A 22,402-nucleotide genomic window follows, 5' to 3' on the forward strand; every position below is an offset into this window, starting at 1 on the left:
GGTTGATAGGCCGGATCTGGAAGCCAGGTAACTGGTGGAGGTGACCGGTACTAATAGGCCGAGGGCTTGTCCTCAGTTGCTCGCGTCCACTGTGTAAGTTCTGAGGCAACGAACAGTTGCCGGTAAGAGCAGAACGCATAACTACAAAGTGTGCTTGTTCGCTCGAAACCATTAGGGTTTCGGTGGTCATAGCGTAGGGGAAACGCCCGGTTACATTCCGAACCCGGAAGCTAAGCCTTACAGCGCCGATGGTACTGCAGGGGGGACCCTGTGGGAGAGTAGGACGCCGCCGAACAATCTTTGGAGGACCCCTGGTCCCAGCGTTCAGCTGGGACCAGGGGTCCTTTCGTTTTTACAATGCTTGCGGTACCGAAGACAGGAGTCACCATGTCCACCAACTCGCCCGACGACCGACCGGAGCGCGACCAGCGGCGACGGGACAGTGGTGACCGGGGCGACCGCGGCGGCTACCGCGGCGACCGTGGTGACCGCAGTGACCGTGGCGGCTTCCGCCGCGACGACAACCGTGGTGGCGGCTACGGCCGGCGCGATGACCGCCGTGACGACCGTCGTGATGAACGGCGGGACGATCGTCCGTCGTACCGTCGCGATGACGCCCGTCCGTCCTACCGTCGTGACGACGACCGTGGCGACCGTGGTGGCTTCCGCCGCGACGACCGCCGTGACGACAGCCGTGGTGGCGGTTACGGCCGGCGGGATGACCGTCGCGAGGGTGAGCGTTCCTCGCGTCCGGCGTTCCAGCGGGACGACCGTGACCGTGGCCCGCGTCGTGACGACCGTGGCGACCGCGGTTTCCGCCGCGACGACCGCCGCGACGACCGCCGCGACGACCGCCGGGATGACCGGCGGGACGACCGTCCGTCGTACCGCCGCGATGACACCCGTCCGTCCTACCGCCGTGACGACGACCGTGGCGACCGTGGTGGCTTCCGCCGCGATGACCGCCGCGACGACAACCGTGGTGGTGGCTACGGCCGGCGTGACGACCACCGTGGTGGGTTCCGCCGCGACGACCGCCGGGACGACAGCCGTGGTGGCGGTTACGGCCGGCGGGATGACCGTCGCGAGGGTGAGCGTTCCTCGCGTCCGGCGTTCCAGCGGGACGACCGTGACCGTGGCCCGCGTCGTGACGACCGTGGCGACCGCGGTTTCCGCCGCGACGACCGCCGCGACGACCGCCGCGACGACCGCCGCGACGACCGCCGGGATGACCGGCGGGACGACCGTCCGTCGTACCGCCGCGATGACACCCGTCCGTCCTACCGCCGTGACGACGACCGTGGCGACCGTGGTGGCTTCCGCCGCGATGACCGCCGTGACGACCGGCGGGACGACCGTCCGTCGTACCGTCGCGACGACGACCGTGGTGGCTACGGCCGACGTGACGACGACCGTGGTGGTTTCCGCCGCGACGACCGGCGCGACGACAGCCGTGGTGACCGCGGTGACCGTGGTGGCTTCCGGGGACGGGACGACCGTGGTGGACGTGGCCCCCGGCGGGACGACCATGGCGGGCGGCCCGGTGGCTTCCGCGGGCGGGACGGCCGGGGCGACGACCGCCGTGGCGGCGGCCGGTTCCGCGACGAGCGGGACCGGGACCGCAACCACGACCGGGAGCCGATCAAGCGGCTGCCGATCCCGGAGGACGTCACCGGCGACGAGATCGACAAGGACGTCCGGCAGGAGCTTCAGAGCCTGCCCAAGACGCTCGCGGAGGACGTCGCCCGCAACCTGGTGATGGTCGCGCGGCTCATCGACGAGGACCCCGAGGGTGCCTACGGCTACTCCAAGGTGGCCCTGCGCCTGGCCTCTCGCGTGGCCGCCGTACGCGAGGCCGCCGGTTTCGCGGCGTACGCGAACCAGAAGTACAGCGAGGCGCTCGCCGAGTTCCGCGCCGCCCGCCGGATGACCGGCAGCGTGGATCTGTGGCCGGTGATGGCCGACTGCGAGCGCGGGCTCGGGCGGCCGGAGAAGGCGCTGGACATGGCCGGTGCCCCCGAGGTGCACAAGCTGGACAAGGCCGGCCAGGTCGAGATGCGCCTCGTCGCGGCCGGTGCCCGGCGTGACATGGACCAGCTGGACGCGGCCATCGTGACCCTCCAGAGCCCCGAGCTGGCCTCCAACTCCGTCCAGCCGTGGACCGCCCGGCTGCGCTACGCCTACGCCGACGCCCTGCTCGCGGCCGGCCGGGAGAGCGAGGCGCGGGAGTGGTTCGCGAAGGCCGTCGAGGCCGACCGGGACGGCAGCACCGACGCGTCCGACCGGCTCGCCGAGCTGGACGGCGTGGAGTTCGTGGACGCCCTCGACGAGAACGAGGGTGACTCCGCCGGTGCCGCCGAGCAGGCCGCCGACCACGACAGCGACAGCGATGCCGACAGCGATGCCGACAGCGACAGCGACAGCGACGGCGAGGGCGACAGGGCCTGACGTGCGTCGATGAGTGAGTGAAAGGGGGCAGGTTCCCGGTGGAACCTGCCCCCTTTCGTATGCCCGCGGCCGCCCGGGAGGTTCAGATCTCCAGCGCTCGCAGCACCAGCCCCGACGCGGGCTTCGGCCCGAACGACGTCGACTTGCGCGGCATGGTCACGCCCTGGCGGGCCAGGTCGCGTACGACCTCCTCGCGCACCGGGTGCATCAGCACCGCCGTACCGCCGTCGCGCTCGGCCTTCTCCACGGTCGCGGCCGTGTCGTGGATGTAGGCGATGTGCGCCGGGGAGTCCTCGGGGATGTGCCAGACGTGTGCCAGCAGGGCGGAGTGCAGGACCGTGGCGTCCAGGGAGCGCCAGGCGGCCGGGCGGTCCGCAGGGACGTGGGCCAGCAGCGCCGGGTCCGGGCGGTCGAGCAGATGGAAGGCGCCGTCGCCGGCCAGCAGGAAGGCGTTGCCCGCGCAGGACGCGTCCGCCAGCGCCGCCAGGGCCTCGGCCAGCGGCACCTGGAGGTGCCGTACCCGGAACAGGCCCTCCACGGCGGTCAGCGCGTCCGCCACCGGGAGGCCGTGCAGCAGCCGGTGGATGGCGCGGACGCGCAGCGGATAGCGGCCCGTGTCGACCAGCAGGACCAGCCCGTAGTCCCAGGGGCCGGGGGCGGACTGCTCGGCGCGCAGCCGGAGGTAGGTGGCCCAGCGGTGGTGGCCGTCGGCGATCAGCGCCTGGTGACGGGCCAGGTCGGTCTGGATCCGGGCCATGTCGGCGGCGTCCGTGATCGCCCAGAGGCGGTGCCGGAAGCCGTCCTCGGTGGTCGTGGCCAGCAGCGGCGGCTTCTCCGCGGTGCGCTCCACGACCTCGGCGGCCGTGCCGTCGCCGCGGTAGGTCAGCAGCAGCGGTTCCAGGTTGGCGCGGGTGGCGCGCATCAGGGCGGCGCGTTCGGCGACCAGCGGCTGCATGACGCCCTCGTGCGGCAGCACCACGCCCTCGGCGGGCTCGGAGACCCGCAGCGTTCCGATGACGCCGCGCTGGAGCATGCCGTCGCCGTCGCTCTGCTCGTAGATGTACAGGGCGGGTTCGGGGTCCGCGGCGAGGATGCCCTCGGCCAGCCAGTGGCGCAGGGTGTCGGCGGCCTGCTCGGTGCGTTCGCTCGGGGTGTGGGCCTCGGGAAGGATCAGCCGGACGATGTTGTGCGGGTCCGCCGACTGGAGGTGGTGCACCCCGTCGGGCCGCACCACGACGTCGTACGGAGGGGAGGTGACGGAGGCCAGGCTGCCGACCCGGTCGGGGTCGTATCGAAGGCCGCGGAACGGGGTGAGTTCCAGGCCTCGGGGCGCCATTGCTTCCGAGTGACCTGCAGTGTCCATCCCGGCATCGTATGTCAGTGGCATGCGGGATGATCGGGGGTAAGTGAGCGAGCGAGGAGCGATGCGGATATGAGCGACGGCGTCAGGACCAGGCCCGAGGGCAGCGCGCGGCCCCTGAGCGAGGCGTACGACACGGCGCTGCTCGACCTCGACGGGGTGGTGTACGCGGGGGGCAACGCGATCGCGCATGCCGTCGGCTCGCTGGAGCGGGCCCGCACGGGCGGGATGCGCCTGGCGTACGTCACCAACAACGCGCTGCGGACACCGGAGGCGGTCGCCGAGCACCTGACCGAGCTGGGGATACCGGCGGGGGCCGAGGACGTCGTCACCTCGGCGCAGGCGGTGGCGCGGCTGATCGCGGAGCAGGTGCCGGCCGGGGCGCGGGTGCTGGTGATCGGCGGCGAGGGGCTGCGGGCGGCGCTGCGCGAGCGGGACCTCGTGCCGGTGGAGTCGGCGGACGACGAGCCGGCGGCGGTCGTGCAGGGCTATGGCGGACCCGAGCTGACCTGGGGGCGGTTCGCGGAGGCGTCGTACGCGGTGGCGCGCGGGGTGCCGTGGTTCGCGTCCAACACCGATCTGACGATCCCGAGCGGGCGCGGGATCGCGCCGGGCAATGGGGCGGCGGTGGAGGTCGTGCGGATCGCGACGGGCAGGGAGCCGCAGGTGGCGGGCAAGCCGCTGCCGCCGATGCACCGGGAGACGATCATCCGCACCGGCGCCCGGCGCCCGCTGGTGGTCGGGGACCGGCTGGACACCGACATCGAGGGCGCGTTCAACGGCGGAGTGGACTCGCTCCTGGTGCTGACCGGCGTCACCGACGGGGCCAGGCTGCTGGCCGCGACGCCGCGGCACCGGCCGACGTTCGTGGACGCGGACCTGCGCGGGCTGCTCACCGGCCAGCCGGAAATCACCCGTGAGGGTGAAGGCTTCCGGTGCGGCGGGTGGACGGCGACGGCCGGAGGAGACCGCTTGGAGATGGACGGCGAGGGCGAGGCCCTGGACGGGCTGCGCGCGCTGTGCGCGGCGGCGTGGACGGCGGCCGGGGAGGGCTCCTGCGAGCTGGACGGGGGGAAGGCGCTGGCGCGACTCGGACTCTGAGCCGCCGTCGGCTCGGCGGCGGGCGGCTTTCCGCACCCGGGGATCTTGGCCAAAACAAGGGTAGGCTAACCTAACCTGGTGTTGGTCGACAGTCCTCCGGAACCGTGCGCGGCGACCGCCCCCGCGCCCCCCAACCGACGGGTGACGCGGCCCCTCGGGCTGCTGCTCTCCGCGGTGCTCCTGGCGCTGGTCGCCCTGGCGAGCATCTCCATCGGGGCCAAGGCGCTCTCGGTGGCACAGGTCTGGCACGGCCTGTTCCACGACTCGGGGACGTACGGCGACGTCGTCGTGGACGAGCGGCTCGCGCGCACCGTGCTCGGGCTGCTGGCCGGCGCCGCGCTCGGCCTGTCCGGCGCGGTGCTCCAGGCCCTCACCCGCAATCCGCTGGCCGACCCCGGGCTGCTCGGCATCAACGCCGGCGCCTCGGCGGCCGTCGTCACCGCCCTCTCGTTCTTCGGCGTCACCAGCCTGACCGGCTATGTGTGGTTCGCCTTCCTCGGCGCCGCCGCCGTGGGGGCGCTGGTGTGGTTCCTCGGCGGCGGCCGGGGCGCCACCCCGGTCCGCCTCGCCCTCGCCGGTACGGCGATCAGCGCGGCCCTGTACGGCTACCTCCAGGCCGTGATGATCATGGACGACGCGGCCCTCGGCCGGATGCGCTTCTGGACCGTGGGCTCGCTGGCCTCGGCGACGGACTCGACCATCACGCAGGTGCTGCCCTTCCTCGCGGCGGGCACCCTGCTCGCGCTCGCCCTGGCCCGGCCGCTGAACGCCGTGGCGCTGGGCGACGACACCGCCCGCGCCCTCGGCGCCCACCTGAACCGCACCCGGGCCCTGGCCATGCTGGCCGCCACGGTGCTGTGCGGCGCCGCGACCGCCGCCTGCGGCCCCATCGTCTTCGTCGGCCTGATGGTTCCGCACGCGGTGCGCTCCTTCACCGGCCCCGACCTGCGCTGGATCCTGCCGTACGCCGCCGTCCTGTCGCCGGTGCTGCTGCTCGGCGCCGACGTCGTCGGCCGTGTGGTGGCCCGCCCGGCGGAGCTCCAGGCCGGCATCGTCACCGCGGTCGTCGGCGGCCCGGTCTTCGTCCTCCTGGTACGCCGACGCAGGACGGCCCAGCTGTGAGGACACACCCGAGAAGCCGCACCGTACGCCTCCCGGGCGGGCTCTCGCTCCGCCTGGACCCGCGTGCGCTGACCGTCGTCGTCCTGCTGCTGCTCGCCGCGCTCGCCGCCGGCGTCGCGCTCATCGGCACCGGCGACGCGAAGATCCCCGCGGCCGACGTGCTGAGGACGCTCGCCGGGAACGGCACCGCCTACCAGGACTTCATCGTCCGTGAACTGCGCCTGCCGCGGGTCCTCGTCGGGCTGCTGGTCGGCGCCTCGCTCGGGCTCGGCGGCGCGCTGTTCCAGGCCGTATCCCGCAACCCGCTGGGCAGTCCGGACGTGCTGGGCCTGTCGCAGGGGGCGACGGCGGGCGCGCTGGTGGCGATCGTGCTGCTGTCCGGCGGCGCCGCCGAGGTCACCCTGGGCGCGCTGGCCGGCGGCCTGGTGACGGGGCTCGCCATCTATCTGCTCGCCTGGCAGCGGGGCGTGCACGGGTACCGCCTCGTCCTGGTCGGCATCGGCGTCAGCGCGGTCGTCACCGCCGTCAACGGCTGGCTGCTCACCAAGGCCGACCTGGTCGACGCGGCCCGCGCGGTCGTGTGGATGACCGGGTCGCTCGACGGCCGTGACTGGGACCAGGTCTGGCCGCTGCTCGCGCTGTGCGCCGTCCTGGTGCCCCTGGTCCTCGCCCACGGCCGGGGCCTTCGGATGCTGGCGATGGGCGACGACACCGCGAGCGCCCTCGGCGTGCCGGTGCAGCGCGTGCGGCTGGTGCTGATGACCGGCGCCGTGCTGCTCACCGCGGCCGCCACCGCCGCCGCCGGACCGGTCGGCTTCGTCGCCCTCACGGCGCCCCAGCTCGCCCGCCGCCTCACCCGCTCGCCGGGCCCCAACCTGGTGGCCTCCCTCTGCATGGGCGCCGCCCTGCTCGTGACCGCCGACTGGGCCTCGCAGCGCGTCTTCGGCGCGGGGCGGCTGCCCGTCGGCGTGGTCACCGGCGTCCTCGGCGGCGGCTATCTGCTGTGGCTGCTGGTCACCGAGCGCCGGGCGGGCCGGATATGACCGCCGCCGGCACCCACCACCCCAGGAGCGCACCGTGAACCGTCTGTCCGCCGAGCAGGTCACCCTCGCCTACGACCAGCGCGTCATCGCCGAGCAGTTGTCGGTGGAGATCCCCGACCACTCCTTCACGGTGATCGTCGGCCCCAACGCGTGCGGCAAGTCGACGCTGCTGCGGGCGCTGTCCCGGATGCTGAAGCCCAGCCGGGGCCGGGTCCTGCTGGACGGGCGGGCCATCCACGCGCTGCCCGCCAGGCAGGTCGCCCGCACCCTCGGCCTGCTCCCGCAGTCGGCCGTGGCACCGGAGGGCATCACCGTCGCCGACCTGGTCGGCCGGGGCCGCTACCCGCACCAGGGACTGCTGCGCCAGTGGTCGGCCGAGGACGAGCGGGTCGTGCGGGAGGCCATGCGGGGGACCGGCGTGGACGGGCTGGCCGAGCGGTACGTGGACGAACTCTCCGGCGGGCAGCGGCAGCGGGTGTGGATCGCCATGGCGCTCGCCCAGCAGACCCCGCTGCTGCTCCTGGACGAGCCCACCACCTACCTCGACATCCAGCACCAGATCGACGTCCTCGACCTGTGCGCAGAGCTGCACGAGACCCAGGGCCGCACCCTGGTCGCCGTCCTGCACGACCTCAACCACGCGGCCCGCTACGCCACCCACCTCATCGCCCTGCGCGGCGGCGAGGTGATCGCCGAGGGCGCGCCGGCGGACATTGTCACGGCCGAGCTGGTGGAGCGGGTGTTCGGGCTGAAGTGCCAGGTCATCGAGGACCCGGAGACGGGGACCCCGCTGGTCGTGCCCGCCGCGCGTACGGCGCGTGCTCAGCGGTTCACAGCAGCTTCCTGAGCCGGAACAGGTCCAGCAGGCTGGCCTCCAGGCGCACCCGGCCCTTTCCCCAGGCGCCGGCGAAGCTCAGGCCGCCGTCCACCAGGGCCAGCAGATCGGCGCCGGCCATCGCCAGCCTGATCTGCGCCCGCTCGCGCGGCGGTCCGGGCAGGGTCTCGTCCACTTCCAGGCGGCCCCCGGTCATCCGGCCGGCGAAGGTGACGTCCAGGTCGGTGATGTGGCAGCTCACCGAGCGTTCGAGCGCGGCGGCGGCGCGTACGTCGCCCTCGGCGCCCGCCATGTTGTCCGAAAGCTTCTCCAGTGCGGCGCGGCACTCCTCGATCGTGGCCATCGCCACCGACGGTACCCCAGCGGTTCGGGGTAGCGTCTGGGCATGAGCGAGTCCGTGTCCGAGGCCGGGGCCACCGAGAAGGCGGAGCCCCGGGCCGTGCCCGAACCCGAGGGCGACCCCGCGGCCCCGGCCCCCCTGAACCTCCCGCGCACCCCCACCGGCGACGCCGGGATCGACGCCCGGCTGGCGCGCCTGGCCGATGCCGACCACCTCGCCACCGACGGACACGTCGAGGTGTACGAGGATGTACACCAGGGGCTGCGCGACGCGCTCACCGCGCTCGACGGCCACCGATGAGACCCTTCGGGTCACACCTTTTGATGCCGTACGAAAGCAGGAGCTGAACCGAACGTGGCAGGAGTCGCACGCCGCCGTCTGGACGCGGAGCTGGTCCGCCGGAAGCTCGCGCGCTCGCGGGAGCACGCCAGCCAGCTGATCGCCGCCGGGCGGGTCACCGTCGGCAAGACCGTGGCGACCAAGCCGGCCACGCAGGTGGAGACCGCCGCCGCGATCGTGGTCCAGTCCGACGACAGCGATCCCGACTACGTCTCCCGGGGCGGCCACAAGCTCGCCGGCGCGCTCGCCGCCTTCGTGCCGCTGGGCCTGGTGGTCGAGGGCCGGCGCGCGCTGGACGCCGGCGCGTCCACCGGCGGCTTCACCGATGTCCTGCTGCGCGCGGGCGCCGCCCATGTCGTCGCGGTGGACGTCGGCTACGGGCAGCTCGCGTGGTCGCTGCAGAGCGATGCCCGGGTCACCGTCAAGGATCGTACGAACGTACGGGAGTTGACGCTCGACGCGATCGACGGGGAACCTGTGGATGTCGTCGTGGGCGACCTGTCCTTCATCCCGCTCGGGCTGGTGCTGCCCGCCCTGAAGCGGTGCGTGAAGCCGGACGCCGACCTCGTGATGATGGTCAAACCGCAGTTCGAGGTGGGTAAGGAACGGCTCGGCAGCGGGGGTGTCGTACGGAGTCCGCAGCTGCGGGCGGAGGCCGTGCGCGGGGTGGCCGAGAAGGCCTGGGAGCTGGGACTCGGGGTGCGGGGGGTCACCGCGAGTCCGCTGCCGGGACCCTCGGGCAACGTCGAGTACTTCCTGTGGCTGCGGTCCGGCGCCCCCCGCCTGGACCCGGCCGACGTCGACCGTGCAGTGGCGGAGGGGCCGCGTTGACACACAATCTGGCGCGTACTGTTTTCCTGCTGGCCCACACCGGGCGGCCGGCGGCGATCCGCAGCGCGGAACTCGTCGTCAAGGGGCTGCTCGCCCATGGCATCGGTGTGCGGGTGCTGGAGGAGGAGGCGCGCGACCTGCCGCTCCCCGGCGAGGTGGAGCTGGTGGGGGAGGCGACCCCGGCGAGCCTCGACGGCTGCGAGCTGCTGATCGTGCTCGGCGGCGACGGGACGCTGCTGCGGGGCGCGGAGTTCGCCCGTGCCTCCGGGGTGCCGATGCTCGGCGTCAACCTGGGGCGCGTGGGGTTCCTCGCGGAGGCGGAACGCGATGACCTCGATCGGGTGGTCGACCGGGTGGTGGCGCGGTCGTACGAGGTCGAGGAGCGGATGACCGTCGACGTGGTGGTGCACCGCAACGGGGACGTCGTGCACACCGACTGGGCGCTCAACGAGGCGGCCGTGCAGAAGGCCGGCGCCGAGAAGCTGCTGGAAGTCGTGCTGGAGATCGACGGGCGGCCGGTGACCGGGTTCGGGTGCGACGGGGTGGTGCTGTCCACGCCGACCGGGTCCACGGCGTACGCGTTCTCCGCCGGGGGCCCGGTGGTGTGGCCCGAGGTGGAGGCGCTGCTGATGGTGCCGATCAGCGCGCACGCGCTGTTCGCGAAGCCGCTGGTCACGTCGCCGGACTCGGTGCTCGCGGTGGAGGTGCTGCCGCACGTCCCGCCGGGCGTGCTGTGGTGCGACGGGCGGCGGACGATCGAGCTGCCGCCGGGAGCGCGGGTGGAGGTGCGGCGCGGGGCGGTGCCGGTGCGGCTGGCCCGGCTGCACCATTCGTCGTTCACCGACCGGCTGGTGGCGAAGTTCGCGCTGCCGACGACCGGGTGGCGCGGGGCGCACTAGCTGTATCGCCCGGTGAGACGGGGGCGCGGGGGGCTCGTGGGCGCCCCCGTTCACGCGGTGGAGCCGGGTACGGGCACGGTCCCGCGCTTCCTCGGCCGCGGACACTGGGTATGGTCTGTTCCGTGTTGGAGGAGATGCGGATACGGTCGCTCGGGGTCATCGACGATGCCGTCGTCGAGCTGTCGCCGGGGTTCACCGCGGTCACCGGTGAGACGGGCGCGGGCAAGACCATGGTGGTCACCAGCCTGGGACTGCTGCTCGGCGGACGGGCCGACCCGGCGCTCGTGCGGATCGGGGCCGGCAAGGCGGTCGTGGAGGGGCGGATCGCCGTACCCGCGGGTGCCGCCGCCGTCGTACGGGCCGAGGAGGCCGGGGCCGAGCTGGACGACGGTGCCCTGCTGATCAGCCGTACCGTCTCCGCCGAGGGCCGCTCGCGGGCCCATCTGGGCGGGCGCAGTGTGCCCGTGGGGCTGCTCGCCGAGCTGGCCGACGACCTGGTGGCCGTGCACGGGCAGACCGACCAGCAGGGGCTGCTGAAGCTGTCCCGGCAGCGCGGCGCCCTCGACCGGTACGCGGGCGACGCGGTCGCCGTGCCGCTCGCCAAGTACAGCGGGGCCTACCGGCGGCTGCGGGCCGTCGTCGCCGAGCTGGACGAGATCACCACGCGCGCGCGGGAGCGGGCGCAGGAAGCCGACCTGCTCCGCTACGGCCTCGACGAGATCGCCGCCGTGGAACCCCGTGCCGGGGAGGACGCGGAACTGGCCGAGGAGGCCGAGCGGCTCGGGCACGCGGAGGCGCTGTCGTCCGCCGCGACGGCCGCGCACGCCGCGCTCGCGGGCAACCCCGAGGACCCCGAGAGCATCGACGCCTCGACCCTGGTCGCGGGCGCCCACCGGGCCCTGGAGGCCGTACGCTCCCACGACCCCGCGCTGGCCGCGCTCGCCGAACGGATCGGGGAGGTCGGCATCCTGCTCGGCGATGTGGCCGGTGAGCTGGCCGGATACGCCGACGACCTGGACGCCGATCCGCTGCGGCTCGCCGCGGTGGAGGAGCGCCGGGCCGCCCTCAACGCCCTGACCCGCAAGTACGGCGAGGACGTGGACGCCGTGCTCGCGTGGGCCGAGCAGAGCGCCGCCCGGCTGACCGAGCTGGACGGCGACGACGAGCGGATCGCGGAGCTGACCGCCGAGCGGGACGCGCTGAGCACCGAACTGGGCGCGCTGGCCCAGGCGTTGACCGAGGCCCGCGCCGAGGCCGCCGAGCGGTTCGCCGCCGCGGTGACCGCGGAACTGGCCTCGCTGGCCATGCCGCACGCGCGTGTCTCCTTCGACATCCGCCAGACCGAGGACCCCGAGGGCGTCGAGGTCGGCGGCCGCACGGTCGCCTACGGCCCCTCGGGCGTGGACGAGGTCGAGCTGCTGCTCGCCCCGCACCCGGGCGCCCCGCCGCGGCCCATCGCCAAGGGCGCGTCCGGCGGCGAGCTGTCCCGGGTGATGCTCGCGGTGGAGGTCGTCTTCGCGGGCACGGACCCGGTGCCGACGTACCTGTTCGACGAGGTCGACGCGGGCGTCGGCGGCAAGGCCGCGGTCGAGATCGGCCGGCGCCTCGCCAAGCTCGCCAGGAACGCCCAGGTCGTCGTCGTCACCCATCTGCCCCAGGTCGCCGCCTTCGCCGACCGGCAGCTGCTGGTGGAGAAGACCAACGACGGGTCCGTGACCCGCTCCGGCGTCAAGGTCCTGGAGGGCGAGGACCGCATCCGCGAACTCTCCCGCATGCTGGCGGGCCAGGAGGACTCGGAGACGGCCCGCGCCCACGCGGAGGAACTGCTGGCCACGGCACGGGCGGACCAGTAGCGGGACTTGGAGTCCAGCAGCGGGACTTAGGGTGTCGGGATGACCGGCACCCGAAGGCCCCGCTCCCTCCTGCTGTCCGCCGCGCTCACCCGGGCGGGCTACGTCCTGCTGCGCGCCAAGCCGCCGGGCGGGCGCGCGTTCTGGGAGCGGACGAACCACGCGGGCCGGACCGTGGAGCTGTACGCCGGGCCCGCCACGGCGGTCGGTACGGCGGTCGCGGCCGCGCGGGTGCACCCCGGGGCCGGGCTCGCGGTGCTGGCGGCGGGGGCGTGCGGGGCCTACGACGACGTGGCCGGCCACCGCACCGCGGACACCCGGCGCGGCGTGCGGGCGCACCTCGGCGCGCTGCGCGAGGGCGAAGTCACCAGCGGCGCGGTCAAGTTGTTCGGGATATCCGCGGCCGGGCTCGTCGCCGGCGCGCTGCTGAAGGAGCGGCCGCTGGACAAGCTGCTCGCCGGAGTCGTCATCGCGGGCGCCGCGCACTTCGTGAACCTGGTCGACGTACGGCCCGGCCGGGCGCTCGGCGCGGTGCTCGCGCTCGGGGCGCCGGGGCTGCTGCGCGAGGGACCCGGCGGGGAACTGGCGGCCGTCGCGACGGGCGGTGCGGCGGCGGTGCTGCGCGAGGACGCCGGTGAGCGGACGATGCTCGGGGACACAGGGGCGCACGCGCTCGGCGCCGCGCTGGGGGCGGCCGTGGTGGTGGGCAACGGGCGCGCGGGACTGCTCGCGCACGCCGTCGCCGTCGTGGCCGCCGCCGTGTACGGGGACCGGGTCACCCGCTGGGCGCGGTCGCTGTGACCGTCTGACCTCGGCGGACGCGCGGGACGTCCCGTCCCGTCGGACCACGCTCCCCTCACCCCTACGGGTGATGTGCTCCGGCGCATTGCCCCAGCCCGCCGCCCCGTGCGCCCGCCCGGTGTTCCCCCGACGGCCCCCTCTGCTGGCATGCTGGGCGGGGACACCGGCGGCGCGGGAGGCGCGCGCGGCACGTCCCGCCGCCCCCGTGCGCCCGCTACCTTCTGTACGTTGCCTCGTGACCGTCCCACGCCGAACCAGGAGCCCGGCCTCGTGAGCCCCCTGATCAGCAACGCACCGCACGGCCGGCCGCCGCTGCGCACCGTGCAGGTGCTGGGCGGAGGCAACCCCGGCGGAAGCGCGCATGTGCGCTCCCTGACCGCGGGCCTGGTCGCCCGGGGCGTGCGGGTCACGGTGTGCGCCCCCGCCGAGGCCGACCGCGCCTACGACTTCACCGGGACCGGCGCCGGCCACGTCCCCGTGCCGCGCAGCAGCGACCCCGCCTCGGTGGCCGCGCTCCGGGCGGCCTGCGCGGACGCCGACCTGGTGCACGCGCACGGCCTGCACGCCTCCTTCCGGGCCGTGCTCGCGCTGGGCGGACGCCCCACCCCACTGGTCGTCACCTGGCACAACCGGTCGTACGCCGAGGGCGCGCGGGCCCATCTGCTGCGCCTGCTGGAGCGGCGCGTGGCCCGCTCCGCGACCGTGGTCCTCGGCACCAGCCCGGACCTGGTCGACCGCGCCCGCCGGACCGGCGCCCGGGACGCCCGGCTCGCCGTCGTGGCCCTGCCCGGCCGGACCCGCCCCGCGGCCGCGCCCGACGACCCCGACCGGCTGCGGCCCAAGGCCCGCGCCGAACTCGGCGCCACCGGCCGCCCGTTGCTCCTCGCCGCCGGTCCCCTCGACCGGCACCGCGGCCACGAGACCCTGCTGGACGCGGCCCGCGCCTGGCGCGACCTCGACCCGGCACCGCTGGTCGTCGTCGCGGGGGAGGGACCGCTGCGGCCGCACCTCCAGCGGCGCATCGAGACCGAGCGGCTTCCGGTACGGCTCCTCGGCCACCGCGAGGATCTCCCCGAACTGCTCGCCGCCGCCGACCTGGCCCTGCTGACCAGTCGCCGGGAGTCCCGGTCCGTCCTCGCCCAGGAGGCGCTGCACGCGGGCGTCCCCCTGGTCGCCACCCGGGCCGGCGGCATCCCCCACCTGGTGGGCGACGCCGCCGAACTCGTCCCGTACGGCGACCCGTCCGCCCTCGCCGACACCGTCGGACGCCTGCTCGCCGACCCGGCACGCCGCGCTCTGCTGCGGGAGAGGGGCGCGCGCCAGGCGGCCGGCTGGCCCACCGAGGACGAGACGGTCGCCCAAGTGCTCAGTGTCTACGACGAGTTGACCCAGCCGCAGACCCTCTGAACGTCTAGGAGACGTGGCGGCGGGCCCGCAGGGCGAGGCTCAGGGCCAGCACGGTCTGCGGGTCGTCGAGGTCGGTGCCCAGCAACTCGCCGATCCGCGCGAGGCGGTTGTACAACGTCTGCCGGTTCAGGTGGAGTTCACGGGCGGTCTCCGCCTTGCGGCCCGCGTGCGCGAGATACGTCTCCAGAGTGGGCAGCAGCGGCGGCCTGGAGCGGCGGTCGTGGTCGCGCAGCGGGCCGATCGCCCGGTCCACGAAGGCAGCGAGGTCCGGGTGGTCGCGCAGCCGCCACAGCAACAGGTCGATGTCGAGGCGGCGGGCGTCGTACCAGGGACGGTCGGTCAGGCCCTGCGCGGCCGTCGCCGTCTCCGCCGCGTGCCGCAGCCCCGCCGAGGCCGCCGCCCAGCCGCCCGCCACGCCGACGACCACCACCGGCGGGGGAGTGCCCGGCCGCTGCATCCCGGCGCGCTCCACCCCCGCCCGCAGCGCCGCCGCCACCCGGTCCGCGACCGCCGGGCGCTCCGACTCCGAGCGCAGCCCGAGCAGCACCAGCACCCGGCCCTCCACCGGCCGCACGCCCAGCAGCACCGGCACGCCCACCGCGGCCAGCTCCTCGGAGACCGCACGGGCGAGCACCGCCCACCCCCCGCCGGGGGAGAGGGGGTCGCCGACCCGCATCACCACCGGCAGCAGCGGGCTGCCACCGGGCTTGAAGCCGAGGACCCGGGCCTGGGCGGGCGCGTCCTCCGCGGAGATACGGCCCTCGGCGAGATCGGTGAGGAAGTCGCCGCGCCCGCGCGCCGCCAGCTCCTCCTCCTGCCGGGCCTGCATCAGCACCACGGCCAGGATCCCCGCGGCCCGCTCCGCCGCCATCCGATGCACCGGCGCCAGCGAGGAGCGCACCGGCAGCAGCACCAGCCGCGCGCGCACGGAGCCCGCCGTACCGGGACCGCCGCCGGGGACGTCCACCAGCACCGAACCGGCGGGCGGCGGCGCGTTCTTGTGCGGGCCCCGCAACCCCTCCCACACCTGGAGCGGGTCCGCGCCCTCGGGCCCCTCGCCGGCCGCGTACAGCAGCCGGCCGTCGGCGGTCTCCAGGAACACCGGGTTGCCGCTGAACCCGGCCAGGATGCCCAGCACCTGCGGCACCCCGCCCCCGCCCAGCAGCGCCTCGGTGCAGCGCCGGTGCACCTCCTCGGCCCGCTGGAGCAGCGCGTAGTGACCGTTGACGATCTCGGTGTGGATCTCCTCGGTGACCGTCACGAACGGCACCTCGCGGTGCAACTGCACCAGCGGCAGGTTGGCCGCCCGAGCGGTGTCCACCAGCGCGGCCGGCAGCCGGTCGAAGCGCGGGCCCAGTTCCACCACCAGCGCGGCGATCCCGCGCTCGGCCAGCGTGCGCACGAACGCCCGCTGCTCGGCCGGCCGGGTGCCCAGGCCGTACCCCGTGGTGAGCAGCAGCTCGCCGCCCTTGAGCAGCGAGGCGATGTTCGGCACCTCGCCCGCGTGCACCCAGCGCACGGTGCGGCCGAGCCGGTCCGCGCCCGCGAGGATCTCCGGCAGGCCACTGCCCAGACCGGGCAGCTCCAGTGCCCGCTGAACGGTGATCCCCGCGCCCTGGGTGTCGGGTGTGCTGTCCGTACCGCTGTCCATGAAGCGGACGCTACCTGCGAAAACGCGCGAAGAACATCCAACCTCCGACGGCGGCCCTACACCGGCCTGATGTTGTGGTTGAACCGGAAGACGTTGTCGGGGTCGTACCGCCGCTTCACCTTCTCCAGGCGCAGGGTGTTCCCCTCGCCCAGGCCGGCCCGGACCCGTTCGGGGCCCTCGTCGCCGATGAAGTTCAGGTACACGTCCCCCGTGCTCCAGGGCCGTACGGCCGCGCGCACCTCCCGCACCCAGCCGGTCCACCGCTCGTCGTCCGCCGGGTCCTCCCAGACGCCGAACGGGTGCACCGCCCAGGGCGCGTCCCGGAACGGCACCGGGTACCCGTGCGGACCGGCCGCGACCGCCCCGCCCTGCGGGAACAGCGCGTGCTGGGTGAGGGCCGGGGCCGGCATGTCGTCCCCGAGGGCGCAGAAGACGTCCACCGCGTCGTCCGGCAGTCCGCCGAGATACTCCGCCGACCAGTAGTTCCGCAGCCCGGCCGGGGCGTCGAGCATGCGCTGCACCTCGGCGTACGGCAGTGCGCCCACGAGCCGTGCCTCGTGCGGCAGGGCCAGCAGCGGCGCGGCCAGCTTCCGCAGCTCCTCCTCGCCGCCGGCGTAGGTCAGCAGCGCCAGGCACAGCCGCCGGCCCACCAGGTGGGGCGGTACGAAGTCGGCCGGCGGGCCGGTGACGTACAGCACCGCCCCGCCGACCGTGTCCGGGCCGGTGCCCAGGATCTCCCGGAAGGCGCGGACCACCTGAGGGCCGGACGCGGGCAGGAACAGCGCCAACGCCACGCAGAACAAGGGGAGTTCGTGCAGTTCCAGGGTGAGCGCGGTGGCGACGCCGAAGTTGCCGCCCCCGCCGTGCAGCGCCCAGAACAGCTCCGGGTTCTCGTCGGCGCTCGCGTGCACCCGCTCGGCGTCCGCCGTCACCAGCTCCACCCCGAGCAGGTTGTCCACGGCCAGCCCGAACGCGCGGTCCAGCCAGCCGGTACCGCCGCCGAGGACGAATCCGCCGACCCCCGTGGTCGAGGCCCGGCCCCCGGTCGTCGCGAGCGCGTACGGCTGCGTCGCCCCGTCCAGGTCGCTCATCGTGGCCCCGCCCTCGACGCGCACCGCCTCCGCGGCCGGATCGACCGTGACCCCCCGCATCCGCCGCAGATCCACCACGAGCGCGCCGTCCCCGACCGCCGTGCCCGACACGCCGTGCCCGCCCCCGCGCACCGCGACCGCCAGATCCAGCTCCCGCGCGCACCACACCGACCGCACGACATCGGCCGCGTGCGCGCACCGCGCGATCACGGCCGGGCGCCGGTCGATCATTCCGTTGAAGACGGCACGGGCGTCGTCGTAGCCGTCCTCGCCCGGGGCGAGGACGTCGCCGGCGAGATCGTCGCGGAGGGCGGCGAGGGCGGTATGCGCCTTGGAACGAAACGCCATGGCAGCCCCCTTCCGGAGAGGGGGACACGTTTGCGTTTCCAGCCTAGGCCGAGCGGGAGCGGACCGCCGTCCGACCCCCGCACGCTCCGGCTAACCTCCGTAGGCCCCCGAGGCCGTCAGCCGCAGTGCGGTGTCGATCAAGGGCACATGGCTGAACGCCTGCGGGAAGTTGCCCACCTGACGCTGGAGCCGCGGGTCCCACTCCTCGGCGAGCAGCCCGAGGTCGTTGCGCAGCGCGAGCAGCCGTTCGAACAGCTTCCGGGCCTCGTCGACGCGGCCGATCATCGCGAGGTCGTCGGCCATCCAGAACGAGCACGCGAGGAACGCGCCCTCGTCGCCCGGCAGGCCGTCGACGCCCTCCTCCCGGCCCTCCGTGGGGTAGCGCAGGATGAAGCCGTCGGAGGTGGACAGCTCGCGCTGGATCGCCTCGATCGTGCCGATGACGCGCTTGTCGTCCGGCGGCAGGAAACCCATCTGCGGGATCAGCAGCAGGGAGGCGTCCAGCTCCTGGGAGCCGTAGGACTGGGTGAAGGTGTTGCGCTCCTTGTCGTAACCCTTCTCGCACACGTCGCGGTGGATGTCGTCGCGCAGCTCGCGCCAGCGCTCCAGCGGACCGTCCGCGTCCCCGGACTCGATCAGCTTGATGGTGCGGTCCACGGCCACCCAGGCCATCACCTTGGAGTGCACGAAGTGCCGACGCGGGCCGCGCACCTCCCAGATGCCCTCGTCCGGCTCCTGCCAGTGGTCCTCCAGGTAGCGGATCAGCTTGAGCTGGAGCAGCGACGCGTAGTCGTTGCGGGCCAGGCCCGTCATGTGGGCCAGGTGCAGGGCCTCGGTGACCTCGCCGTAGACGTCGAGCTGGAGCTGGTGGGCCGCGCCGTTGCCCACCCGGACCGGGGCGGAGTCCTCGTAGCCCGGCAGCCAGTCCAGCTCGGCCTCGCCCAGCTCGCGCTCGCCCGCGATGCCGTACATGATCTGGAGGTTCTCCGGGTCGCCGGCGACCGCGCGCAGCAGCCACTCGCGCCAGGCGCGGGCCTCCTCGCGGTAGCCGGTGCGCAGCAGCGAGGAGAGGGTGATCGCGGCGTCGCGCAGCCAGGTGTAGCGGTAGTCCCAGTTGCGCACGCCCCCGATGTCCTCGGGCAGGGAGGTGGTGGGGGCCGCGACGATGCCGCCGGTGGGGGCGTACGTCAGCGCCTTGAGGGTGATCAGCGAGCGGACCACGGCCTCGCGGTACGGCCCGTGGTACGTGCACTGCTCGACCCACTCGCGCCAGAACTGCTCCGTGGCCTCCAGCGACTGCTCCGGTTCCGGCAGGGCGGGCGGCTGCTTGTGCGAGGGCTCCCAGGAGATCGTGAACGCGATCCGGTCGCCGGGGGCGACGGTGAAGTCGGAGTAGGTGGTCAGCGACTTGCCGAAGGTCTCGACCTCGGTGTCGAACCACACGGAGTCGGGTCCGGCGACGGCGACCGTGCGGCCCTCGTGCTTGTGCACCCAGGGCACGACGCGGCCGTAGGAGAACCGCATCCGCAGCGCCGAGCGCATCGGCACCCGGCCGGTGACGCCCTCCACGATCCGGATCAGCTGGGGCGCGCCGTCGCGCGGGGGCATGAAATCGGTCACGCGGACGGTGCCGCGTGGGGTGTCCCACTCCGATTCCAGGATCAGCGAGTCGCCGCGGTAGCTCCGGCGGGCGGCCGCGGGCGGCCGGCTGTCGGCCGCGTGCGCCGGGCCGAGCCGCCAGAAGCCGTGTTCCTCGGTGCCCAGCAGGCCGGCGAAGACGGCATGGGAGTCGAAGCGGGGCAGGCACAGCCAGTCCACCGTGCCGTCCCGGCAGACCAGTGCGGCGGTCTGCATGTCTCCGATGAGTGCGTAGTCTTCGATGCGCCCGGCCACGTGCAACTCCAGTCGAACGGCCACGTCACCCCCGCGCGAGGGGGCTGTCGCTTAGTGCGGTCAAGGGTTCGTTGTTATGCGTCGTTGAGCGGTGAAGCAAAGCAGTCCGCCGAGCCCTGAGGCAATACGACAGTCTTTGCTCAACGAACTGCCGCGCTCTTGTTGTTCCGGGTGATCCAGGCGGGGGTGTGCCGTCGTCCGGCCGGGCCCGGCAGTGAATGTCCGAGCAGGATACGACGCACCCGGATGATCCGCGTGCCGCTCCGGGCAACCCGTGTGAGCCGAATGAGTGACCTCCCGGTGATGACCATGTGTGCCCCGCGGGGCTGTGCTTACCCCTGGGGCGCCTGGGCGGGCTGTGGCGTCGTCCCTCCCCGGCGCGGGCCGCTCCGTGCCCGGCCGAACGCGGAAGGTGGCCGAAAGTCGACGCATCCGTGCACGGAGCGTGGCCGGAAGCCATCCTCTCCGGGCGCTGATACCCTGGTAGCCCGTGGACCGGTGGGCCCGAAACCCCCGAACCGCAGCGACGGCACCCTCGGAGCGATCCGGGACGTAAAGCCGCACCGCACGACAGCCAGCGACCACGGGAGCCCCCTCTTGGCCATGCCGCCGAAATCTACGACGACCAAGCACATCTTCGTCACCGGGGGTGTCGCCTCCTCGCTCGGCAAGGGCCTCACCGCCTCCAGCCTGGGCATGCTGCTCAAGGCCCGCGGCCTGCGCGTCGTGATGCAGAAGCTCGACCCGTACCTGAACGTCGACCCGGGCACGATGAACCCCTTCCAGCACGGTGAGGTGTTCGTCACCAACGACGGCGCCGAGACCGACCTGGACATCGGCCACTACGAGCGCTTCCTCGACCGCGACCTCGACGGCTCGGCCAACGTCACCACCGGCCAGGTCTACTCGACGGTGATCGCCAAGGAGCGCCGCGGCGAGTACCTCGGCGACACCGTGCAGGTCATCCCCCACATCACCAACGAGATCAAGCACCGCATCCGGCGCATGGCCACCGACGAGGTGGACGTCGTCATCACCGAGGTCGGCGGCACCGTCGGCGACATCGAGTCGCTGCCGTTCCTGGAGACCGTCCGCCAGGTCCGCCACGAGGTGGGCCGGGACAACGTCTTCGTGGTGCACATCTCCCTGCTGCCCTACATCGGCCCCTCCGGCGAGCTGAAGACCAAGCCGACCCAGCACTCGGTCGCCGCCCTGCGCAACATCGGTATCCAGCCGGACGCCATCGTGCTGCGCTGCGACCGCGAGGTCCCCACCGCCATCAAGCGCAAGATCTCGCTGATGTGCGACGTCGACGAGGCCGCGGTCGTCGCCTGCCCGGACGCCCGTTCGATCTACGACATCCCGAAGGTCGTGCACACCGAGGGCCTGGACGCCTACGTCGTGCGCAAGCTGGACCTGCCCTTCCGGGACGTGGACTGGACGACCTGGGACGACCTGCTGGACCGCGTCCACAACCCCGACCACGAGGTCACCCTCGCCCTGGTCGGCAAGTACATCGACCTGCCCGACGCCTACCTGTCGGTCACCGAGGCGCTGCGCGCCGGCGGCTTCGCCAACCGCGCCCGCGTCAAGATCAAGTGGGTCACCTCCGACGACTGCAAGACCCCGGCCGGCGCCAAGGCGCAGCTCGCCGACGTCGACGGCATCTGCATCCCCGGCGGCTTCGGCGACCGCGGTGTGCTCGGCAAGGTCGGCGCCATCCGCTATGCCCGCGAGAACAAGATCCCGCTGCTCGGCCTCTGCCTGGGCCTTCAGTGCATCGTGATCGAGGCCGCGCGCGACCTGGCCGGCATCGCCGACGCCAACTCCACCGAGTTCGACCCGGCCACCGCCCACCCGGTCATCTCCACCATGGCCGAGCAGCTGGACATCGTGGCCGGCGAGGGCGACATGGGCGGCACCATGCGCCTGGGCATGTACCCGGCCAAGCTCGCCGAGGGCTCCATCGTGCGCGAGGTGTACGACGGCAAGGAGTACGTCGAGGAGCGCCACCGCCACCGCTACGAGGTGAACAACGCCTACCGCGCGGAGCTGGAGAAGAAGGCGGGCATCCTGTTCTCCGGCACCTCCCCGGACGGCAAGCTCGTGGAGTACGTGGAGTACCCGCGTGACGTGCACCCCTACCTGGTCGCCACCCAGGCGCACCCGGAGCTGCGCTCGCGCCCGACCCGCCCGCACCCGCTCTTCGCCGGTCTGGTGAAGGCGGCGGTCGAGCGGAAGATCGCCGAGTAACCGGAGAGTTGTACGGTGGCCGGGGCGCGCGGATCCGAACGGAGCGTGCCCCGGCCATCTGCGCACATGGGGAAGGACAGGGCATGACGACGATCAAGGACACCCCCGAGGAGTGGGAGATCCGGGCGACGGACACCCCCTTCGTCGGCAACAAGACCTCGGTGCGCACGGACGACGTGGTCATGCCCGACGGCTCGGTGGTCCACCGCGACTACCAGGTCCACCCGGGCTCGGTCGCCGTCCTCGCCCTCGACGAGGAGGACCGGGTGCTGCTGATCAACCAGTACCGCCACCCGGTGCGGCACAAGCTGTGGGAGATCCCGGCCGGACTGCTCGACGTGCCCGGCGAGAACCCGCTGCACGCCGCCCAGCGCGAGCTGTACGAGGAGGCGCACGTCAAGGCCGAGGACTGGCGGGTGCTGACCGACGTCTACACCACGCCCGGCGGCTGCGACGAGGCCGTACGGATCTTCCTCGCCCGTGAGCTGTCGGAGGCCGAGGGCGAGCGCTTCGCGGCGGAGGACGAGGAGGCCGGCATGGAGCACGCGCGGGTGCCGGTCGACGAGCTGGTGCGCCGGATCCTCGCGGGCGACGCGCACAACAACTGCCTGGTCGTCGGGGTCCTCTCCCTGGTGGCCGCGCGCGGCGGGGACGGCCTGGACGCCCTGCGCCCGGCGGACGCGCCGTGGCCGGCCCGGCCGTTCACGTCCTGAAACACCCCCGTGGGATCGCCCCTGGACCCAGCCGCGCCCGCATTGGTGTGACCATCGCCTGATCCGATCGGGCGATG

General features: G+C 73.7%; 19 protein-coding genes and 1 rRNA gene. 14 read left to right on the forward strand and 6 right to left on the reverse strand.

Features of this window, described 5'->3' with window-relative positions:
- Positions 1-178: 178 nt before the first annotated feature.
- Positions 179-295 (forward strand): 5S ribosomal RNA (rrf, locus tag AB0927_RS22880).
- A 29-nt stretch (positions 296-324) separates the two neighbouring features.
- On the opposite strand, the gene AB0927_RS22885 is transcribed toward rrf, so the two are convergent.
- Positions 325-1,629, reverse strand: coding sequence for a hypothetical protein (locus AB0927_RS22885; protein ID WP_366669656.1), 1,305 nt, complete (start codon positions 1,627-1,629; stop codon positions 325-327).
- Positions 1,630-1,650: 21 nt separating this feature from the next.
- On the opposite strand from AB0927_RS22885, the gene AB0927_RS22890 reads away from it, so the two are divergent.
- The gene (locus AB0927_RS22890; protein WP_366669649.1) at positions 1,651-2,448 is read left to right on the forward strand and encodes a hypothetical protein; all 798 of its coding nucleotides are present in this window, start codon (positions 1,651-1,653) and stop codon (positions 2,446-2,448) included.
- An 82-nt stretch (positions 2,449-2,530) separates the two neighbouring features.
- Here AB0927_RS22890 and AB0927_RS22895 read toward each other — a convergent pair whose 3' ends face one another.
- Positions 2,531-3,811, reverse strand: coding sequence for a DUF1015 domain-containing protein (locus AB0927_RS22895; protein ID WP_366669525.1), 1,281 nt, complete (start codon positions 3,809-3,811; stop codon positions 2,531-2,533).
- Between the two features lie 69 nt (positions 3,812-3,880).
- Here AB0927_RS22895 and AB0927_RS22900 point away from each other — a divergent pair, with 69 nt between their 5' ends.
- From AB0927_RS22900 to AB0927_RS22915, 4 genes are all read left to right on the forward strand, one after another.
- On the forward strand, positions 3,881-4,909 hold the full coding sequence (locus AB0927_RS22900) for an HAD-IIA family hydrolase (RefSeq protein ID WP_366669526.1): 1,029 nt from the start codon (positions 3,881-3,883) through the stop codon (positions 4,907-4,909).
- A 78-nt stretch (positions 4,910-4,987) separates the two neighbouring features.
- Positions 4,988-6,031 (forward strand): iron chelate uptake ABC transporter family permease subunit, encoded by a 1,044-nt coding sequence (locus AB0927_RS22905; protein WP_366669527.1) that lies wholly within the window; start codon positions 4,988-4,990, stop codon positions 6,029-6,031.
- A complete protein-coding gene (locus tag AB0927_RS22910) occupies positions 6,028-7,074 on the forward strand; it encodes an iron chelate uptake ABC transporter family permease subunit (protein ID WP_366669528.1) in 1,047 nt (348 codons plus the stop codon). Before AB0927_RS22905 ends, AB0927_RS22910 begins: the two co-directional genes overlap by 4 nt.
- A 34-nt stretch (positions 7,075-7,108) precedes the next feature.
- Positions 7,109-7,921: an ABC transporter ATP-binding protein gene (locus AB0927_RS22915; protein WP_366669529.1), complete on the forward strand. Its 813-nt coding sequence runs from the start codon at positions 7,109-7,111 to the stop codon at positions 7,919-7,921.
- On the opposite strand, the gene AB0927_RS22920 is transcribed toward AB0927_RS22915, so the two are convergent.
- Positions 7,905-8,252: a sterol-binding protein gene (locus AB0927_RS22920; protein WP_366669530.1), complete on the reverse strand. Its 348-nt coding sequence runs from the start codon at positions 8,250-8,252 to the stop codon at positions 7,905-7,907. The genes AB0927_RS22915 and AB0927_RS22920 overlap by 17 nt on opposite strands.
- A 42-nt stretch (positions 8,253-8,294) precedes the next feature.
- Here AB0927_RS22920 and AB0927_RS22925 point away from each other — a divergent pair, with 42 nt between their 5' ends.
- The 6 genes from AB0927_RS22925 to AB0927_RS22950 all read left to right on the forward strand — a co-directional run bounded on the left by AB0927_RS22925 (position 8,295) and on the right by AB0927_RS22950 (position 14,376).
- Positions 8,295-8,549 carry a hypothetical protein gene (locus AB0927_RS22925; protein WP_366669531.1) on the forward strand — a complete coding sequence of 85 codons (255 nt, stop codon included), beginning with the start codon at positions 8,295-8,297 and terminating at the stop codon, positions 8,547-8,549.
- Positions 8,550-8,603: 54 nt separating this feature from the next.
- The gene (locus tag AB0927_RS22930; protein WP_366669532.1) at positions 8,604-9,419 is read left to right on the forward strand and encodes a TlyA family RNA methyltransferase; all 816 of its coding nucleotides are present in this window, start codon (positions 8,604-8,606) and stop codon (positions 9,417-9,419) included.
- Positions 9,416-10,318: an NAD kinase gene (locus tag AB0927_RS22935; RefSeq protein ID WP_366669533.1), complete on the forward strand. Its 903-nt coding sequence runs from the start codon at positions 9,416-9,418 to the stop codon at positions 10,316-10,318. The genes AB0927_RS22930 and AB0927_RS22935 overlap by 4 nt, the downstream gene beginning before the upstream one ends.
- A 110-nt stretch (positions 10,319-10,428) precedes the next feature.
- Positions 10,429-12,171: a DNA repair protein RecN gene (gene recN / locus AB0927_RS22940; RefSeq protein ID WP_366669534.1), complete on the forward strand. Its 1,743-nt coding sequence runs from the start codon at positions 10,429-10,431 to the stop codon at positions 12,169-12,171.
- 39 nt (positions 12,172-12,210) lie between these two features.
- Positions 12,211-12,969 carry a hypothetical protein gene (locus AB0927_RS22945; RefSeq protein ID WP_366669535.1) on the forward strand — a complete coding sequence of 253 codons (759 nt, stop codon included), beginning with the start codon at positions 12,211-12,213 and terminating at the stop codon, positions 12,967-12,969.
- A gap of 270 nt (positions 12,970-13,239) precedes the next feature.
- Positions 13,240-14,376: a glycosyltransferase family 4 protein gene (locus AB0927_RS22950; protein WP_366669536.1), complete on the forward strand. Its 1,137-nt coding sequence runs from the start codon at positions 13,240-13,242 to the stop codon at positions 14,374-14,376.
- A gap of 4 nt (positions 14,377-14,380) precedes the next feature.
- Here AB0927_RS22950 and AB0927_RS22955 read toward each other — a convergent pair whose 3' ends face one another.
- The 3 genes from AB0927_RS22955 to AB0927_RS22965 all read right to left on the reverse strand — a co-directional run bounded on the left by AB0927_RS22955 (position 14,381) and on the right by AB0927_RS22965 (position 19,359).
- On the reverse strand, positions 14,381-16,027 hold the full coding sequence (locus AB0927_RS22955; protein ID WP_366669537.1) for a PucR family transcriptional regulator ligand-binding domain-containing protein: 1,647 nt from the start codon (positions 16,025-16,027) through the stop codon (positions 14,381-14,383).
- A 56-nt stretch (positions 16,028-16,083) separates the two neighbouring features.
- Entirely contained in the window at positions 16,084-17,466 is a 1,383-nt protein-coding gene (locus tag AB0927_RS22960) for an FAD-binding oxidoreductase (RefSeq protein ID WP_366669538.1), read from the reverse strand.
- Positions 17,467-17,556: 90 nt separating this feature from the next.
- Positions 17,557-19,359: a glycoside hydrolase family 15 protein gene (locus AB0927_RS22965; RefSeq protein ID WP_366669650.1), complete on the reverse strand. Its 1,803-nt coding sequence runs from the start codon at positions 19,357-19,359 to the stop codon at positions 17,557-17,559.
- A 603-nt stretch (positions 19,360-19,962) separates the two neighbouring features.
- Here AB0927_RS22965 and AB0927_RS22970 point away from each other — a divergent pair.
- Positions 19,963-21,612, forward strand: coding sequence for a CTP synthase (locus tag AB0927_RS22970; protein WP_366669539.1), 1,650 nt, complete (start codon positions 19,963-19,965; stop codon positions 21,610-21,612).
- A gap of 83 nt (positions 21,613-21,695) precedes the next feature.
- Positions 21,696-22,325, forward strand: coding sequence for an NUDIX hydrolase (locus AB0927_RS22975; RefSeq protein WP_366669540.1), 630 nt, complete (start codon positions 21,696-21,698; stop codon positions 22,323-22,325).
- Positions 22,326-22,402 lie beyond the last annotated feature (77 nt).

Source organism: Streptomyces sp. NPDC048106 (assembly GCF_040706415.1).
In the GTDB taxonomy this organism is placed as follows: Bacteria; Actinomycetota; Actinomycetes; order Streptomycetales; family Streptomycetaceae; genus Streptomyces.

Coding starts and splice junctions, on each gene's coding strand:
- AB0927_RS22895 (WP_366669525.1), bottom strand. CDS start 3,811: ATGGACACTGCAGGTCACTCGGAAGCAATGGCGCCCCGAGGCCTGGAA.
- AB0927_RS22900 (WP_366669526.1), top strand. CDS start 3,881: ATGAGCGACGGCGTCAGGACCAGGCCCGAGGGCAGCGCGCGGCCCCTG.
- AB0927_RS22920 (WP_366669530.1), bottom strand. CDS start 8,252: ATGGCCACGATCGAGGAGTGCCGCGCCGCACTGGAGAAGCTTTCGGAC.
- AB0927_RS22925 (WP_366669531.1), top strand. CDS start 8,295: ATGAGCGAGTCCGTGTCCGAGGCCGGGGCCACCGAGAAGGCGGAGCCC.
- recN (WP_366669534.1), top strand. CDS start 10,429: ATGGTCTGTTCCGTGTTGGAGGAGATGCGGATACGGTCGCTCGGGGTC.
- AB0927_RS22945 (WP_366669535.1), top strand. CDS start 12,211: ATGACCGGCACCCGAAGGCCCCGCTCCCTCCTGCTGTCCGCCGCGCTC.
- AB0927_RS22955 (WP_366669537.1), bottom strand. CDS start 16,027: ATGGACAGCGGTACGGACAGCACACCCGACACCCAGGGCGCGGGGATC.
- AB0927_RS22960 (WP_366669538.1), bottom strand. CDS start 17,466: ATGGCGTTTCGTTCCAAGGCGCATACCGCCCTCGCCGCCCTCCGCGAC.
- AB0927_RS22970 (WP_366669539.1), top strand. CDS start 19,963: ATGCCGCCGAAATCTACGACGACCAAGCACATCTTCGTCACCGGGGGT.
- AB0927_RS22975 (WP_366669540.1), top strand. CDS start 21,696: ATGACGACGATCAAGGACACCCCCGAGGAGTGGGAGATCCGGGCGACG.